Source organism: Paenibacillus sp. MDV22-iso6, assembly GCF_058408365.1.
Window position 1 is genome coordinate 407,657 of the sequence record NZ_JBZVDZ010000004.1, and the last position, 16,614, is coordinate 424,270.

The 16,614-nt window shown below is 41.1% G+C and carries 18 protein-coding genes; 5 read left to right on the plus strand and 13 right to left on the minus strand.

Translation table 11 applies throughout. The features are described from left to right. Nucleotide 1 precedes the first annotated feature (1 nt). The 4 genes from AC4PM4_RS13870 to AC4PM4_RS13885 form a co-directional block, all read right to left on the minus strand. A complete protein-coding gene (locus tag AC4PM4_RS13870; protein WP_491613851.1) occupies nt 2–3,154 on the minus strand; it encodes a GNAT family N-acetyltransferase in 3,153 nt (1,050 codons plus the stop codon). 430 nt (nt 3,155–3,584) lie between these two features. Next, the gene (locus AC4PM4_RS13875) at nt 3,585–3,902 is read right to left on the minus strand and encodes an AbrB/MazE/SpoVT family DNA-binding domain-containing protein (protein ID WP_491613852.1); all 318 of its coding nucleotides are present in this window, start codon (nt 3,900–3,902) and stop codon (nt 3,585–3,587) included. Between the two features lie 21 nt (nt 3,903–3,923). Then, complete coding sequence (gene rarD, locus AC4PM4_RS13880; protein WP_072734803.1) at nt 3,924–4,802, minus strand: EamA family transporter RarD; 879 nt, start codon at nt 4,800–4,802, stop codon at nt 3,924–3,926. 105 nt (nt 4,803–4,907) lie between these two features. Then, nucleotides 4,908–5,351, minus strand: a complete 444-nt coding sequence (locus tag AC4PM4_RS13885) for a GNAT family N-acetyltransferase (protein ID WP_274568096.1) — start codon at nt 5,349–5,351, stop codon at nt 4,908–4,910. Nucleotides 5,352–5,451: 100 nt separating this feature from the next. Here AC4PM4_RS13885 and AC4PM4_RS13890 point away from each other — a divergent pair, with 100 nt between their 5' ends. Next, nucleotides 5,452–6,006 carry a stalk domain-containing protein gene (locus tag AC4PM4_RS13890; protein WP_072734641.1) on the plus strand — a complete coding sequence of 185 codons (555 nt, stop codon included), beginning with the start codon at nt 5,452–5,454 and terminating at the stop codon, nt 6,004–6,006. Between the two features lie 116 nt (nt 6,007–6,122). Here the strand turns inward: AC4PM4_RS13890 and AC4PM4_RS13895 are convergent, their stop codons facing one another. Both AC4PM4_RS13895 and AC4PM4_RS13900 read right to left on the minus strand, forming a co-directional pair. After that, entirely contained in the window at nt 6,123–6,578 is a 456-nt protein-coding gene (locus tag AC4PM4_RS13895) for a DinB family protein (RefSeq protein ID WP_491613853.1), read from the minus strand. A 132-nt stretch (nt 6,579–6,710) separates the two neighbouring features. Next, a complete protein-coding gene (locus AC4PM4_RS13900) occupies nt 6,711–7,331 on the minus strand; it encodes a hypothetical protein (RefSeq protein WP_491613854.1) in 621 nt (206 codons plus the stop codon). A 1,393-nt stretch (nt 7,332–8,724) separates the two neighbouring features. On the opposite strand from AC4PM4_RS13900, the gene AC4PM4_RS13905 reads away from it, so the two are divergent. The 4 genes from AC4PM4_RS13905 to AC4PM4_RS13920 all read left to right on the plus strand — a co-directional run bounded on the left by AC4PM4_RS13905 (nt 8,725) and on the right by AC4PM4_RS13920 (nt 11,874). After that, nucleotides 8,725–9,429, plus strand: a complete 705-nt coding sequence (locus tag AC4PM4_RS13905) for a hypothetical protein (protein ID WP_274568100.1) — start codon at nt 8,725–8,727, stop codon at nt 9,427–9,429. Between the two features lie 9 nt (nt 9,430–9,438). Next, a complete protein-coding gene (locus AC4PM4_RS13910) occupies nt 9,439–9,639 on the plus strand; it encodes a hypothetical protein (RefSeq protein ID WP_274568101.1) in 201 nt (66 codons plus the stop codon). Nucleotides 9,640–10,529: 890 nt separating this feature from the next. After that, nucleotides 10,530–11,123, plus strand: coding sequence for a hypothetical protein (locus tag AC4PM4_RS13915; protein ID WP_491613855.1), 594 nt, complete (start codon nt 10,530–10,532; stop codon nt 11,121–11,123). A gap of 292 nt (nt 11,124–11,415) precedes the next feature. Beyond that, nucleotides 11,416–11,874 (plus strand): hypothetical protein, encoded by a 459-nt coding sequence (locus AC4PM4_RS13920; protein WP_491613856.1) that lies wholly within the window; start codon nt 11,416–11,418, stop codon nt 11,872–11,874. 324 nt (nt 11,875–12,198) lie between these two features. Here the strand turns inward: AC4PM4_RS13920 and AC4PM4_RS13925 are convergent, their stop codons facing one another. The 7 genes from AC4PM4_RS13925 to AC4PM4_RS13955 form a co-directional block, all read right to left on the minus strand. Continuing rightward, a complete protein-coding gene (locus tag AC4PM4_RS13925) occupies nt 12,199–13,191 on the minus strand; it encodes a phosphotransferase enzyme family protein (protein WP_491613858.1) in 993 nt (330 codons plus the stop codon). Between the two features lie 549 nt (nt 13,192–13,740). Then, nucleotides 13,741–13,974, minus strand: coding sequence for an aldo/keto reductase (locus AC4PM4_RS13930; protein WP_491613859.1), 234 nt, complete (start codon nt 13,972–13,974; stop codon nt 13,741–13,743). After that, entirely contained in the window at nt 13,971–14,309 is a 339-nt protein-coding gene (locus AC4PM4_RS13935; RefSeq protein WP_491613860.1) for an aldo/keto reductase, read from the minus strand. Before AC4PM4_RS13935 ends, AC4PM4_RS13930 begins: the two co-directional genes overlap by 4 nt. A gap of 338 nt (nt 14,310–14,647) precedes the next feature. Next, entirely contained in the window at nt 14,648–15,160 is a 513-nt protein-coding gene (locus AC4PM4_RS13940; RefSeq protein ID WP_491613862.1) for a pilus assembly protein, read from the minus strand. A gap of 150 nt (nt 15,161–15,310) precedes the next feature. Further along, nucleotides 15,311–15,460 carry a hypothetical protein gene (locus AC4PM4_RS13945; protein WP_491613863.1) on the minus strand — a complete coding sequence of 50 codons (150 nt, stop codon included), beginning with the start codon at nt 15,458–15,460 and terminating at the stop codon, nt 15,311–15,313. 37 nt (nt 15,461–15,497) lie between these two features. Continuing rightward, nucleotides 15,498–15,746 (minus strand): hypothetical protein, encoded by a 249-nt coding sequence (locus AC4PM4_RS13950; protein ID WP_491613864.1) that lies wholly within the window; start codon nt 15,744–15,746, stop codon nt 15,498–15,500. 171 nt (nt 15,747–15,917) lie between these two features. Beyond that, nucleotides 15,918–16,478: a DUF4367 domain-containing protein gene (locus AC4PM4_RS13955; RefSeq protein ID WP_072734646.1), complete on the minus strand. Its 561-nt coding sequence runs from the start codon at nt 16,476–16,478 to the stop codon at nt 15,918–15,920. Between the last annotated feature and the right edge of the window lie 136 nt (nt 16,479–16,614).

The window sequence follows — 16,614 nt, forward strand, 5'->3', positions numbered from 1 at the left end:
GTTAAGCCTCCTTTTCACCTTTTGAAGTTGCAAAGTCTAGCTGCAGAAGGCCACGTACATCCTCTGGATTCAGAGGAATTTGCCCCAAGATCAGATAGGTCGGCTCTGTCCAGACCGTTTCCCCGTTCAGCAGTGGCAGATTGTGATACACATTGTGACCAAGCACCACATTGTTCACAAACCCCGCAGCATTCTGATTAGGGTAACGATTCACTGCATGCAGCATGTCTTTACGCGAAACTGAACCCATTCGCAAGAAACCTTTGGACTGAAGATATCCATCTAGCTTTCCAAGAGGGTACCGCCCTTGCTCGGGGTGTTCCAGCCAACCATCAGCAAAGACAGGCGAGGGTTTGAAGAAATGTTCCTCGGCTAGCGAGTAATCCAGCGCCAATCCGCTTTCGTTCGTAACCGAGTGCAACTCACAGAGAATAGGAACGCCGGGCAGCATGAGGTAATGCTGCTGTACCGTGATTCCCCGATTCGCTTCATGCTTCTCGATGCGGGTTGTGATCTGAATTCCTTTCCAGACGTTACCGAATTCATCCTTCTGCTCCGTCCAAGCTGCGCTTCTTTGTTCCAACTGACGGCTGAAACCGTTCATACCAGGGATACCTACACCAAGTCCACCGTACCATGGATTCCACCAGGAACGTGGTGCTGCTTCCGGATACGTGCTGTCCAGCCATTCTTCACCCTGGTACTTCAAGGAATGCACGACACTTCCGAAACCAGGGGCAGCTGCCATCGAAAGAACTCCGTTGCTCACCGTGTACACAGGACCTGCTGGACCTTCCTCAATCACGCAATCAACGGCTGTTCCTGTCTGCGGATACCAGAGGGCGGTACGTTCATGAATCCGATCCTCGCCTCGATATACGGCCCGAGCCTTCCAGCCAAATTCACGTTCTTCTGTCGCATCCTTTTCCTCAGGGGAGAACTGCAATTTAGCAGAGCGCAGATCCTGCTCTCGATTTAATTCCATATCAGCAGCTAAATGCTCTGGTGTGCCACCATTCTGCACGTACAGTTCCAGGTTTCCAGCGAGCGGAACCATCTTCCGTTCGATCAGCTCTGCAGTCAGCACATCCTGGGCAAACGGATTGCCACCACCCAATGCCAGCTCAAGATGGTTGTCCAGCTTCGGTACAACCGGGTTATGCCGTTTTTGAGCGAAAGACCGGAAATCCTGCCATTTGGCAAAGGTATTCAGAGCAAATACGGTCGCCTTTGTTTGCACAACGGCTCCTGCTGGAATCCGGCCTAGCTCATGCTGTAACCCCAGCGTGTGTTCCGGACGAAGCAGCTTCAGCGAAGGGTCCCAATAGATACCGCAAGCACCATACTCTTCCTTGCAGAACAGCCAGTTCTCTGTAATTTGGGCGCTGTCCCAGTGGCTCGGATCGCCAGAGTACACATCGCCCATATCTACATAACGGCCTTGGTACGGGAGAATAAGCCGGTTGCCGAAGAAACCAAAGTTCGTCATCAAGAACATATTCTCTTCCAGCTCTGCGCTGCGCGTATTCCCAATTTCGTGGTAAAACTCCGCAATTCCGTTGGCAGACAGCTTGACCACGGACTTGATCTCTATACCAGGGAAATCTTCCGATTCATACAGTGCTTCGAGAACCTGGTTTTCTCCCTCCGGATAGATGTTGACTTCCTTGGCTTGTTTCTTGGAAAACTCTTCTGCAAATGGCTTACCGAGCTTCGGATAGGTCCACCAGAACGTGTGAACCGAGCCTGGGTATTCAATCCACATGTTGTTCTCTTGCTTGCTCATATGGAGGGAGAATGCACCGTTCACGGCCACCCACTGTTCCCCGTTTTCCCCACCAAAACGTCCTTGTGTTCCCTTCATCAGAACAGACAGTTTAGTTGTAAAAGATACCGCTTGTCTATCCGTCGGAACAGCCGTTACCTCTACTTCTCGCGAATAGAGACCATACGAACGCAAGGTGAAGGCTACCGGTACAGATGCTTTGCCTTTTGCAGGAACTGTGAAGCGCACCGAAGGTTCTGTCCATTCTAGAAATGCATCCTCCGGCAGGTTAAAAGTGAACTCCGCTTCGGAATCAAAATTATTCTCCACGTTCAGGTACAAATCGGCCGGGATGCCTGTATAGAGCTCTTTTACGGGCAACGCCGTGTTGATCTTGGCCGGGAATTTCGGGGCAACGCCCATACGAAACTCGGCCTTTTTGCCACCGATCAGCCATGTGCTTGTGACAACGGGATGGGTCTTATTCTGACTTTGCTCCTCTTGAACAGGATCAAGTTGGAATTCGCCCTCCACGATTACCGTTTCTCCCGGAGCCACTGCTCTTGCAACGTCCAGCGCAAAACGAATATTTTTGTTGTTCTGACCCTTGATCTCGAACTTCAGCTCGGATGCTGAGCGGTTCGTGATCCGGTAGCGAACCTTGTATGCGGAACCAAATACGAGATCATGATCGTCGATCTCTGTGGTAATTTCGTAATCTGGTGTTTCGAGAGCCGTCAGCCCGCGACCAGACTTCTCGAATTCGGCTCGCAAGGAAATATCTCTCTTTTTCCAGGAATAATCAAAGAAATCGAAACCACGCTCCCGTCGGCCATCCGGCTCGATGACGAGTTCATGGGTGCTGTCTGCGTACCAATCCAGCTCCTCCAAATAAGGAGCAAGCGCTTCCGTCTGCAAGATGGTCGGGATGAAGTTCATCAGATGCACATTTTCATCCTTTTTCTCCCAGAAGAACCCGCATTTCTTATACATCGGTACAGCCTTGGTGTTACCTGCCCAAGTGAACAGATCCAGGCGAGGCCATCCCGCTTCCACGGTCTTGCGAACAGCGTTCAGGATCAGATTACGTCCGACCTTGTAGCCGTGATAATCGGGGCGCACATTCAATAGCGGTACATACAGGGCATTCTCGTCATAACGGTAGTGGGCAAAGCTGCAGAAGCCAACAACCTCTGTCTCATGAACAGCAAGAAATACATGAAGATTGGACGAAGTCTCCATCTCCCGGCGAACAGTATCTTCTGTTCTCTGGTTGGTGCCGCCTCCCCAACTTTCGTTACTGCGGTTCCACATATCAGCGACTGCGGCAGCATAGGAGGGATCGTATTCAATAATTCGGATTTGTTCCATGATCGAAGTTACTGTCATATTTGGATCTCCTTATCTTTATCTATAGGATGGTCTTCGTGGTCATTCGATATGGCCTTTGCCCGATAGCCGCAGAGATAATACAGGCCATGTTTGAAGAAGCTAACGATAGTCTTATCATACTATAAATGGATACAATTTCAGAGGATTAAAAATCTTTCTTTTCAACTTATAAGTGCCTTTCGGCTCTTGTTCGAAGCGTCAAGGATGGACGAATCTATTTAGGTATGAAGAAAAAATCCACGTCTCTAAGTTAGACGTGGATTTAGGTAAATGAACAGCTAATAATCTTCAATTATGCCAAAATAGAACGGACATTGCGTAGAACTGATTTCATTGGGATTGGCTCATTAAGCGACATACAACAGTAAAACCCGTTACTTCATTAAATTCATGTTAGTACAGTGGTCGGTCGTATGGCTGGGAATGATCAAAGTAGCTCGTTCCCTTCTGTGCCAAAGTCTATTTCTTCATGTCTTGTATCCTGTTTCACTTTAGAGAGCAACGTCTTTAGATGGTTACGTAGTTCCTCATTGGACTCTACAGGCTTGGTTTTTGGACGCAACAACAATTCATTATCTTCTGTCACCAAAATCTCAATTTCCGAGCCTTCTTCCAGATTAAGACGCTTAAGCAATTGGTTAGGAATGCGAATTGCACTGCTATTTCCCCATTTGCTAAGTGTGGCTGTAGTCATGGCAATCCCACGCCTTTCGTTTGATTGATGCTCCAGGGTTTTCAACTTCATCCCTACCGGGGTACTATGCCATCAACTCGCCTTCGCGAGTTTCGCGCCGCGAATCGATGCTGTAGCGTATACCACGAGCGCTGTCCAGATGAGAGCAAAGCCAACGAGCAAAACCGGCGAGACCGATTCCTTGAATACGAATATACTCAGTAACAGCATGATCGTCGGCCCGATGTATTGAACGAAGCCGAGCGTTGACAGCGACATCCGGGCGGCTGCTCGCGCAAAAAAGAGCAGCGGTAGCGCCGTGACCACGCCGGAAAGAAGCAATTCAATGAACGTAGGTGCAGGCAGCGTCCATGCCGTCGTTTTCCCCACAACGGCCAAATAGATCCAGTAGCCGAGCGCGACAGGCAGGACTACAGCCGTCTCCGAGAATAAACCTATAGAAGCGTCTTGCTTGATCTTCTTCTTCGCCAGGCCGTACAAGCCAAATGACGCAGCCAGCGAGATCGCGACCCACGGAAACCGTCCATAGTCAATCGCGATGATAAGCACCGCTGCTCCAGCGATGGCAATCGCGAGCCATTGGCCGCGGTTTGGCTTCTCACGAAGGAAGAGAACCGCTAACAAGACGTTCAGCAACGGATTCAAATAATAGCCAAGGCTTGTCTCGACGACATGGCCGTTGTTGACCGCCCAGATGAAGATAAGCCAATTAACTGCAATCAGCATTCCGCTGGCGGTGAGGGACAGAAGAAGCGAGCGGTTAGTTGCAATCCGCTTTATGTCACCCCAGCGACGCTGGGCGGCGACCAGAATACCCATAAAAACAAACGACCAGACAACCCGATGCGACAAAATCTCACCTGCCGGAACTTCGCTAAACAACTTCCAATAAAGCGGGAGAACCCCCCACATGATATACGCAATAATAGCGTTGACTAACCCGTTATTCATAATCATTTTTCCCCTCTTCTTGCTCTGATGTCTGAACGGATTATACGTCTCAATCCCCTCTCAAGTAAAGGAAATAATTGATGAATTTGATTTAATTATTATTTATTAGTCAAGGTTAATAATCTTATCAAAGCAGTATGAATCTTTGTCATAGCCATTATGCTCATAGAAAGCATGGGCATCAGTTCGCTTGAATCCGCTACATAAAATAATACTAGATATTCCGAGTTCTTTAGCATAATTTTCAGTATGTCTTAATAGTTGTGTACCTACCCCACGATGCTGGAATTCTTTTTTAACGGCAAGAGCTTGTATATGTAAATAACCAATGGAAACCCCTATGGACAATGCCTGAACTATAGTTACAAAACCAACCACATCATTTTCAAATAATGCAACAAATGTTTTGTAATTCCCGTCCTCATTCATTTTTTCTGTAGTATCTCGAAAATTTTCCTCATTAACATTGCGAATCTCAAGCACATCGTTCCATAAAAAAACAACTTCAGTATAATCATTCGCTGCAATTTCTCGTATCTTAATTTCCATGCCTATTCTCCCTTTTCATACAACTGGATTTTAAAGGAAACATTTTCCTGTCTTGTAGCGTTTATGTTACGTGAATAACAATACTTAAGGAGGAATCAAGATGAAGCGATTAGTTTCTCTATTTTTGATGTCAACTTTAGTTGTGGGTGTAGTGTCGGTTGCATCTGCTACGGACCAACCTTTAAAGGATCTACCTTTTAAGGAACGTGCAGCGTATACATATAATCCTTCATTAAAAAAGATAGAACTAAATATCACAAAGGACCACAAGTTGACTACAACGACGTATAACTCCACTTATGTTCCAGTGAAGGATGTCTTTAAAGCATCCGGAGCAACAATTAAATGGGATGGAAAGAACAAAGTGACTACGATTAAAAATCAAGGACAGGAATTGATTCTTAATTTCTCTGGTAAGAGCATCGAAGTGGGTAAGAACCAAGTAGTTCTTCCGCAAGAGTGGGTACAATTGAAAAACGGAGTCTCCAGTATCGATGCATTTGTTCTAGCATATATTTTTGAAGTAGCTGATGATGAGTCCGACCAAGAAAGAGTGGACTGGGAAGAAAAACTTAAATTTTTGGATATCAAAGAAACGACTGGTCTTCCAGGATTAGATAAGTATATGCATGTGTTTGTTGAGTTTAATGATTAATTAAAACCTATATTTTCTAATTCTCTTTCGGTTATCCCAGGATAGGTTTCTTTTCCTCTTATTAAGAAACCTATCTATGAATATCCAGTCCTCTATATGCCACGCTATCTTGCCCGTTAGAGCCTCGCGAACGTAATGTAATCGACTTGGGCAGGCTCTGCCGATTCGATCCGAAGTGCCCTATTGATCTGTCCTCGGTGATATTGCCCATGTAAGAGAGCCTGCAAGAGGATGTCCCGGACGGATGTTTGGAATGGAACCCCGCTCTGATTCGCGTAGTCGATTATTTCGTCCAACTCAGATTCTTCAAGCCCTTCGATATAGACGCGATATTGCTCGGCGTTTTCTTCGAATATCGTCCGGATCGCCGTCAGGTCTTCCGATTCCTCCCACAACAAATATTGCGCACTGCCCTTGCCCTGCAAACGAGACAGCCAGACTCGTTCCGCGACCGCGACATGCCGAACGAGTTTCAGAAGGTCCTTGTTCTTCGTCCCACTCTCTTCGAGCGCTTCCAAGATACGTCGGTCCGCCCAGTACAGGTGGTCCATCATACACTTGATCGTCTTCATTTCGATTTCCCCCTCTTCATCTCATTGATTAATTTAACCTGCTACCATCCGATAGTTTCATCAAAGAAGCTTTTCATTTGATTTAACTGATATCTGAACAAATTCCGTAGTGTCTTGGTTGAACGCCAACGTTTAACGTAAATCCGTAAGAACTCGTTTCGCATAAGCATCCCAGTCTGCTTCATCTGTGTTAATCACTAAAGTTGGAATCAATGATTGTTTCGTAGCCATTCGAAGATTTTCTTGATTATCTAAAAACGTTTCACATACTTGGGGAGTAGTAGAATTTCCCATCACATATGACTTCCACGCTTCACCGCGACTTTCAATAAACCTAGACTCAACAGCATCCGGGGTCAAGGTTAAGAGTACACAATGTGCATTCATCCTGGATAGACGTTTCTCAAGCAGCTCAATCTCAGGAGAGGCTTTAAATGCAGCTCTATGATTTACATGAAACCTCTCTAAAAGAAAAAATATACCTTTGGATGGTTTGGAATGACCAAGAGAGCTAATCCAATCGTATTGTTGTTCAAGATAATCAACATGTCGACTTAGAAGTGAAATATGCTCATCCTTATCCATGGATCTTAAAACACCTTGGTATGAATGCAATACTTGTGAATAGTGTTCACTTATTGAAATTATAGTTTTTTCACTATTCGGTGTTTGACTATGTAATCTCTTTATAGCAGAAAATAATGATGTTTTTCCTACAGTAGACATCCCTTCAATAATTACACCCCGAATCATCTTCCTACTCCTCCTAAGCTTCGTGGTATTCTGCCCTTTAGTATAAGTGCCCGCTCAAATAGTAGATTTATTCGACGTAAGAAATGAACTAACCTGCCCGTTAGCTTAATGGAGCAGATAAAGATTTTCTTATCAACATTAACCGTTTCAAACATGAACTAGTTCTTGCCTTTGATCGAAAAAAACTAGTTCAAGATACAAAAAAAAATTTTTCAAGCGAATTCTTAAATGCATGCGCTCTTTTCTCGCGACAATATACATCCAATCGACAATCCGGTCACGTCTTTTTGCTTCGTAAACGCTTTGCTGAATGAGTTCCCTACTTTCATGCAATTATGCCCTTTGTCTTTATTAAACGGAGCAAACTGGAACTCGATCTGTTCCTTTAGTGATTTTTCTAGTCTGGTAGGCAACTTTATGATGTCATTCTCCAGTCTGGTGGGTAACTTTATGTCAATCCGTAAATTAAAGCTCCGAAAACTAAAGTAATTATCCTATTTTGGCAACATTAGTGTTTCCATAATGATCTACTACAAAATTGCTTACTTACAATATAAGTTGAATAGTTATTACTTTTATCAGATCGAACGTAATGAACGCACTTCCCTTTCTGATAATGCATCATAAGCACTGACAGCCCATTTTGATAACATCAGTCTAACAATCTCCTTACTTTTCTTAATATCGCGTTGTAGTTGGTTTTGTGACTGGTGAACTTCACTCAGTTTCTTGCTACTTTATAAAGTCTTTAGTTGTTCTCATTTTCAAATAGAATACACAAACGATCAAAGCCCACTTCTTCGGGAAGACAATAATTCCATTTAGTGCTTGAACAGCGATAAAATCGTCATGATCAGCAGTTATGTAGACTTCCCGATATTGATCCTTATAAGCCTTGACGTAATCATATACCTTTAGAGACGGGTTTTCGTACTTATATGTGCAATTTGTTCCTAGGGTGTGTCGTCCATATAGGCGGTTATTTTATCTTTTTTTGGGCTTTATGCAAAATAATAAATAAAAAAGTAACTATTTCCCTTTTAAGGCGTCTATATATGTGAGGGGGAAATCCTCAAAACTGGTTATAAGGAGCGTGAATGTTATTGAAATTTAAGAAGAATTGGTTACTTACGGGTACGTTTGCCCTAGGCTTCAGCTTAATGGGCAACGTGTCAGGAGACCAACTCAGGGTAGGAAAAAAAATCCAAATTCAGGCCTATCAGCATTCATTTCTATAATACACTCCCAGGTACGCCGGACAACGAGAAGAAAAATCCCTCATTGAACATGCAGATGCTATCGAACTGGTATCTAAAGCAATTGCATACAGATGGTACCAATCTTGAAGAGGAAATGTTATGACGAAATATTAAAAAATAGGAGGTTTTTTACTATGTTAAAGGCGAAAAAGGTCTTTTTGCCAGTATTAATGATTTTGTCTATTTTCTGTTTAAGTTTATCTCCAAATTTGAGTGTTACAGCGCAAGCGGATAACAGCCAAGATTTTGCTGTAGTTATAGGTAATGAAGCCAAGGAATTGATCAATGCAACGCTACATGGAGTAGAAGCAGGTGAAATTGAGAATATCGCCCCTGTGTCTGCTTTTGATTTGGAAAAATCGAGTGTGTACACGGTTGGCGGTGGAGTTACGGTTGTTACAGTTCCTTTGCATGGCGATTATAGCCTTCCTAGTAACGTAACAGTATTCTTCGATGAGGATAATACCGTATTGCAGACAAATGAAATGTTGGTGACCAAGAATGAGGCAGGAAACTTCCGAGTTGAGACGTATTTGAATGGATCAGTTGCTAAATCCGTGGACACTGACAGACCTTATATCACAGACGAAGAAATGCTTGCAGAAGAGCCAGTTAACTCTGGAATTCAACCGAAGAGTGTAGGCGCAGTGGCAGGTTGTCTTGGAGCAGTGCTTGGCATTGGTGGTACGGCGGCTTATATTATTGCGGTTGCGTGCGGTGGTTCGTGTGCAGTACCGACACCAGTGACTGCTCCGATATGTGCTGCATGTATTGGTGCATATGCAGTTCTTGGTGCTGGTGGTATCGCTGGAGCAGTAGCTTGTTTCAATTACCTGTGAGGTGATTTGATGAACAAGATTTTAGCGTTCTCGATTTTGGGAATGGGTTTAACTGGTGCCGTTTTAATCATCTCAATTGCTCTGCTGTTTAACCCCCCAATAGGAAATGTGTTGAAGATGGTTACTGCTGCTTCAACATTATCTTTTATTATATTTGCTGTCTCGGCTTTGGTATTTCGTCGGCGATTAGATAATGAAAAAAGAGAGTAATATATTTATACTTCCTCGTTTTAGGACGAATGATTCCAGTAGCAATCCTAACAATGTTTCTACTCAAGAAAAAAAGAGCATCTTCTTCAGGAGATGCCTTTTTTTCTGCTTATCTTCAGAAAATAATGAAATATATCTCCTCCAACATGCATTCTCCCCTACAAGTACCCATGCCAGAAAATAGAATCTTCTGTTTTAAAATATATAGAGTTTGTTTCTATTGAGCTGTGTCCGGCTCTAACCTCAGATATCTTACTAATGTCCTTGATCATCTCATAAATCTGACCGATTCGCCTAACATTCTCCGGTTCATTTTCTTCAAGCTCCCTGGCTTTACGCCATAAATACTACTGATTAAAGAGTATCAGATCCGCGCAGTGGCTTTCTATACCTTGTTTTTCCATAACAGTCCAATAAGTTATAGATCCTCCCATCCTCTTGCCAATAGGCTTAAAAAAATCCTCCATTCGTACTAACTAATCTAGCTCTCCGTTGCTATATTATATAACAAGAAAAGTTATCATCTACCCTATAGCCATTTAAACCAACTCGTCCAAACGTCATTTGAACTGTTTCTTGCTCCTCTCCTATTATCACCGTCATTTCTAAAATAAACTTAAACTCCAGAGTATCTGAACCTTGGATCAGTAACACATGAATGTTCATGAATTAATTCCTTATTCGGCTCATCTCCTGCTGTAATTGACTTCTTATCGATGATACTTGTGGAGACCTGAGCCGAATAAATTGGGCACTACCTCCGGAATCGGCTTATGATTGAAAATCGCCTATCAGCTATTTAATCTTTTTTTGAGCGGCCTGAATAAAAAGTCGAGAAAAGCAGATACATAACTCAAACAAAGGTTTGAGAAGTTTCAAGGAGGATTTTTATGAAAAGATTAATGATGAAGTGCTTATTAGTACTTATTGGGCTTGGAATAACAGGGATAATCCCTTCCATTAGTGCTTATTCTGAAGCTGTATTACCTAAAGTTGATAAGGATGGTCACTATCCGATTACGTATTTTGATTCACTAAATGAAGCAGTTAAAGAATATCAAAATTTAACATCTACAAATCCTGTATTGATACCAAAATGGTTACCCAGTGAATCATATTTGGAAAGCATACGCATTCTTGGTGGTGGTGATGTTCTAACAACGGAATACGTAGGTGAAGATCTGAAAGTTCGAATTCATGTTAATCCAAAAATAGACCGGTCAGATTTAAGCAAGCGTAGGACGATCACCATAAATGATAAAACAAAAGCTGAGTATAAGGAAAACAATTTCCTTTATTCATTGAATTTTGATAAGGAAGGTAGAAATTACATGATTCTTATTGAAAAGAAAAATGCCAAATCAATCAATAATGTTAATCCAATCAGTGTTATCAGCAAAGATAAAGCGATAGAGTATATGGTTAAGATCGGACAATCCTTAACCCCATTTAAAGGGGATACTTATTATAATTTCAAGAAATGAACTGTTAATCATTGAACAAAACGATTGTCAAAATTAACTTTATCAAATGCAAGCACCTCTCCCAAAATGAGGAGTTGAATACGGCTTTCTTTGTTTTATTGATTTATGACCCGTCTCGTAGTCGATGGAAGCAAACAGTTTGGTTCCTTTATGCTCGCTATGAGTCGGGATTTTGCGTTGTTGTCCTTTTGGAAACCAGTTGTACTGCAAAGCCAAATAGGCCCTTACCATTTACTGAATATAATGTTTTAAAGTAGGAAATAATTGTTGGTATAGAAAGGGCGGGGATAATATGTTAAAAAAAATATATTTAATAGCCTTTGCAGTGACTATTATTTCAGGAGTGGCATTAATATCGAATTCAAAAGCAGACACCTATCCAGAAATGGAAACCGTAAATAAGACAGTTGAAAATCCTGTTAACTCTAATTTTCCAACAAATAACGTAAAATCCGAAGAATCAATAAAAATCGAAGAATCCGTAGAATCAAAACTCGCAAAAGGGTATTTTAGTCAACTATATACACCTCATGGCATGTTCTTGCGAGCAGATGAACAAAGTATCTTTAAGGAATCTGAGATAGCAAGAAAGTTAGATCAAATCGGACCTAATACGAATCAACTAATTTCTGAAGGCGAGTTCTTTTTAAAAGTAAATGAATCAACATTTCTTAAATCGTATCCCAATTCGTTACTCTTAAATGAAACAGATGGAAACCCGACTGATACTGATGTTCCATCAAGTTTATGAAATTACCGTGACTCCAGTGAATGTTTCGACTTCCGGCCGCTATTGTTCCCAGATATTCACAGTAGAAATCCGGTGAAAAAGGCGGACGTTATCGCTCCTAAAGTTCCAAAATTCTCCTCCGCCTCTCTTCCCTTATAAGATATTTCCAAGTTCAATCTATATAAATATAAAAAGCTCCGTTTCAGTCACGTCCATATCTATTTTTCCTACGTTAACCTGCCCGTTAGTTGGATAAAAGCAGCCGATCACATGGATCAGCTGCTTTCTTAGTTTTATTATTCTATCGTTTCCCGTTAGCTCAATGAGTATCCTCCATTTAGTCGTTCAAAACTCATCGATCAACGAGATACCTTTAGTAATCCTCATTCTACTATCTTGCAAGAAATCGCGGGTCCAGTCATCTGGTTTGCTTAAATCCCAACTCCGATGCATACCGACAACCACAATGATTTCGCGAAGTCTAAGGAAAAGCTTCAACAAATCCTTCCAGTTGTCTGGCATTCGTCGGCCATCCTCTATATAGCCTAGCTCGAAGTGCTTTATGAAAAGTTCATACTGGTCCTTTCGTTCGAACTTCGAATCTTCTCCGAATACATATAGCAAGTAATACAGCTGGATAGCAATATCCTCGACATACCAACTGTACTGGCACTCGTCGAAGTCAAAAAGAGTTAATCCCCCAGCTTCATTGATCGTGAAGTTTCCCACATTAATATCTCCGTGGATCAAGCCAAAATTATCCGCATTAACAGGCAGACTCGCCAATTGTACTTTAAGTTCATCAAGGGCAATAAGGATTGGTTGAAGTTCTGACGGCAAATAATCCTCGGCTCGTAGGAGGTATTCATTAAGCTCCCAAGTGTGCCTTTTGAGAATCGTAGGGTTGTAAAGCTTCGCTAATTCATGAAGTCGGCCCGTTATACGTCCACACTCTTCATAAAGTATAGAATTGCTTAGACATTCTGGATATCCGATTTTACGGCCTGGTGCATGTGTAAAGGAGGTTACGTAAAAATCCATTTTATTGCCTTGAACTAGTTCGCAATACTCTCCATTAATTGAAGAAATCGGTTCTGACACTGCTATACCACTCTCTGAAAGATAATGAATCCAATCCATTTCTGCTACAAGTCCCTCCGACGTGCGAAGAGTGCTCGGAGTGAAACGGAGAATATATTTCAATTCATCGCGATTATAGGAATATATAAAGTTTTGAAAACCTCCAATGAAAGTGAGTTCCTCTTGGCTGACCCCATAACGCTCGGCGCCTTCTGCAGCATGTTCGTCCAAGAACAATAATTTTATTTTTGGGTCCATTAGCTCTCCTTAGTAATAAAGATTAAATTATGGCCTAACTCGCTGTTGCTTAAATTTAGTAAAATGAGTGCCTGGTGACATGCGAAAGCCCCACTTTCAAGATTATTCCATTCCATATATATCATAATAATTAAACTTTTTACAATCAACAAAAATAGTTGATCTATTGCGCTAACCTGCCCGTTAGCTTAATGGTGTGATCAAATACCTGTTGCTCAATCCCAATGCTTTTCCATAATTACTTCATTTTCATTCGGAATTAATTCATACAAGGAACGAACATCACAACCGATGCAATCGGCGATCGAGATGGCAATTTTGAGCGGCATCACTCTTTTGTTTTCAATAAAAGTCGTAAACTCGTTCCGGTTTAAAAAGCAATTCTTTTGCCAGCCATTCCGCTGACTTTCCGGATTCCATCAATCGTTCATTCAGTAAGCAACGTCCTAGTTCAAATTTCAAGAAACGATGAATTGCCTCATGTGTTTGCCCAATTGGTTGGGAGGGTTCAATCTCCGCGCTATCGTTTCTCGTTTCGTAATCCTTTTTTTACAATGGGAAGTGATTCTCAATCTGGTCCATATCATCTTTTTCTAATTCCCATCCTAAAGCATTTAGATTATCAACGATGTGTTCCTTGTTCGCAGCTTTCGGGATCGTGACTAATCCTTGCTGTCTTAAAACCCAGTTTAATGCAACTTGATATGCTGTTTTACCGTACTTGTCCCCTATTGTGTTCAATATATTTCTTTCTATTGAGCCCACTTCAGGAAAACCTTTCATACCAAATGTATGTAAATGAGGAGAAATCCAAATGGCGAATATCCCATAATTGTGATCCCATTCTCTTTTGCAAAGGGTAAAATCTGATTCTCTATGCTTCTATCGTTTAAATGGTACGGTACTTGATTACATATCAAAGGCACAGTTCCTAAATGGTACTGAGCTTCTTTCATTAATTGAATGCTAAAGTTACTCACCTTAGTTACATCATTCGGAATTGAATCATCATGATAACGATAAGAGAAGAAATACAGCTTAGTATTGCAATCAGAATATGAAGACAACTGAATGAGATTTTTTCTATAAAAATTCTTTCTTTTCTTTGAATGAAACACGAGTAAATTAACACAGTGATCACAATGGGCAAATATTGATGAAGATCCGGTCCATCCTTACTCGGTAATACTTTATTAATATAGCCACCTATAGTTTCATCAATGATCATAAAAGTATATATAACTCCGATTAACGCTGAAATAAAAAACTGAAATGCTAACTGAACTAGATTTTTCTTTAAAAATAAGAGACCAATTTTTCGGTATAGGTCATTGACCATTATGTATTTGTTGCCTCCTCACTTTTCGAATAGTACTCCTCCTATATTTTACCACATAGATAGTTCTATTGATTCCATGCAGCGATACCTCAAATTAAAACTAACCTGCCCGTTAGTTCAATAAGATAGAGGAGCAGTATCGTCCGGGTCTGAAACAGCTGCTCCCCATACTTCCCCATCAACGTTATAACCGCCACCGCTCCATTGAAGCAAGTAGCCTCCAGTACGTATGCCTTGCGTGAAACCTTGATTAATATTTATCCAATCCAGAGATTCCCCAGCAGCAATCGTTCTAGCGAAATACACTTCACTAGTATCTAAGTGTGTTAAACTAACATTGACTTCGTGTTTACTATTGTTCTTCATTAGAAGTTTTATATGTACAAATTCCGGATTTATTGAGAAGGGTTGCTGTACCGTTGCGCCCCCAGAAGCAATATAGTGCGAGGGTTTATTCTCTTCTTCACTTAAAGAATTAGTAAGGGTTGTACTTGTTGATTTGCTTGATAATACACCAGACTTTAGAGTAGAGTTATTCTCTTGAGTTGAACTTGTTGAATCACAGGCAGTTACGTTCGCTGTTGTTAAAGATAATAATAAAACAGCAAAAAAAAGCCCCTTTTTTTTCACAACTTTATCCCTCATATTCATTTATTAGTTATTCTAGAACCTATAAGACGTTCCTCGTTATTAATAACGCTATCAAATCAATGAAAGTTACATCTGTAATTCACAAAATGGCACTGAGTTAACCTGCCCGTTAGTTGAATTCAACTAAGATTATTTAACAAGAATTTCAATTGGATTCATTGTTAATGAGATATCCCCATCAATATTTACAAGAAGATTTTGTTTCCCTTTTTTTGTTACTATAAATTCATCTTCAACCTCAACTAGTTGACCTGACTTAAACTCAGTTAAATATGCCATATCCTTATAATTACGCTCCTCGTTACTACCCGAAAAATTAAAAACGAATGATTGGTTCTCCATGGGAAACTTCAACGGGTTGAATACCCGTATATTTAAGAGTCCCTTTTACTTTTATTGCTTCACCAGTAACTATAATAGTTGGCGTTGTTACTTCGAGAACAAAATCAGATGCTACTACACTTTGAGTCACAGTTTCTTCATTTTTTTCTGTTGATGAACACCCAGCAAATATCGTGGGTACCACTAATACCAACATTAAAATCCAACTACTCATTTTTGTCACATCATATCACCTCTCTCATACTACAACGGATTTATATCGAATTTGTTGCTTAATTTCAAGGATAAAAGCCATTCCGCTTTCATAGTCTACTTAAAGTCAAATATTAAAAAGGCTCCCATGTAAGATGGCAGCCTTAATTGCTTTCGTTTTCCGTTAGTTTGAATTACTGAATCATCTCATTGATTTTGCTAACGCGATCATTTCCTCTTTAGTTAATTCTCCGCTGTCCATTTCAATGAAAGTATCATTTTGTACCCATCGTAGGTATCCTCCTGGTATATGGTTAGCCCATGGTTCAAATCGCCCTTCGATTCCATTTATGTTCATTTTCTCTCCATGTTCATTAAACTTAAAATCCTCGACTATAGTTCGTGTTGTACTTGATCGGTTACGAACATCGACGTTAGTGACAACTCGGTTTACTTTATATCCACCCGCCTTATGTTCTTCAATTCCAAACAAATATGTCTGTCCTGATTCATCAAAAAAATGAAGTCTAACTTTTGAAACGGGTGGACTAATAACAAACGGGTATGGCTCCTTAATTTCTAATTTATAGTTTTCAACCAAGTAAGACGGCGTAAAGAGTTTGAAATCCGTAACAGTTTGCAGCTTGTCCAAATCCACATTTGAAAAAGCTTGCGTAGGTTTAGCTGATGCGATGAGTAGGTCATTGTTGATTCCAACAGAAAGCATAAAGATAAAAACTAATAAAACAATCCGTTTAGACAAGGGCATTTCCTCCATTTTTTTAGTAATATTATGCCATTGTTTAATTCAACTATTCTTCCCTTTAGTTTAAACACAAAAAATCCCAGAGTCGGTTACTCTGAGATTTCCGCCATTATTCAAGTGGTCTAACTCTCTC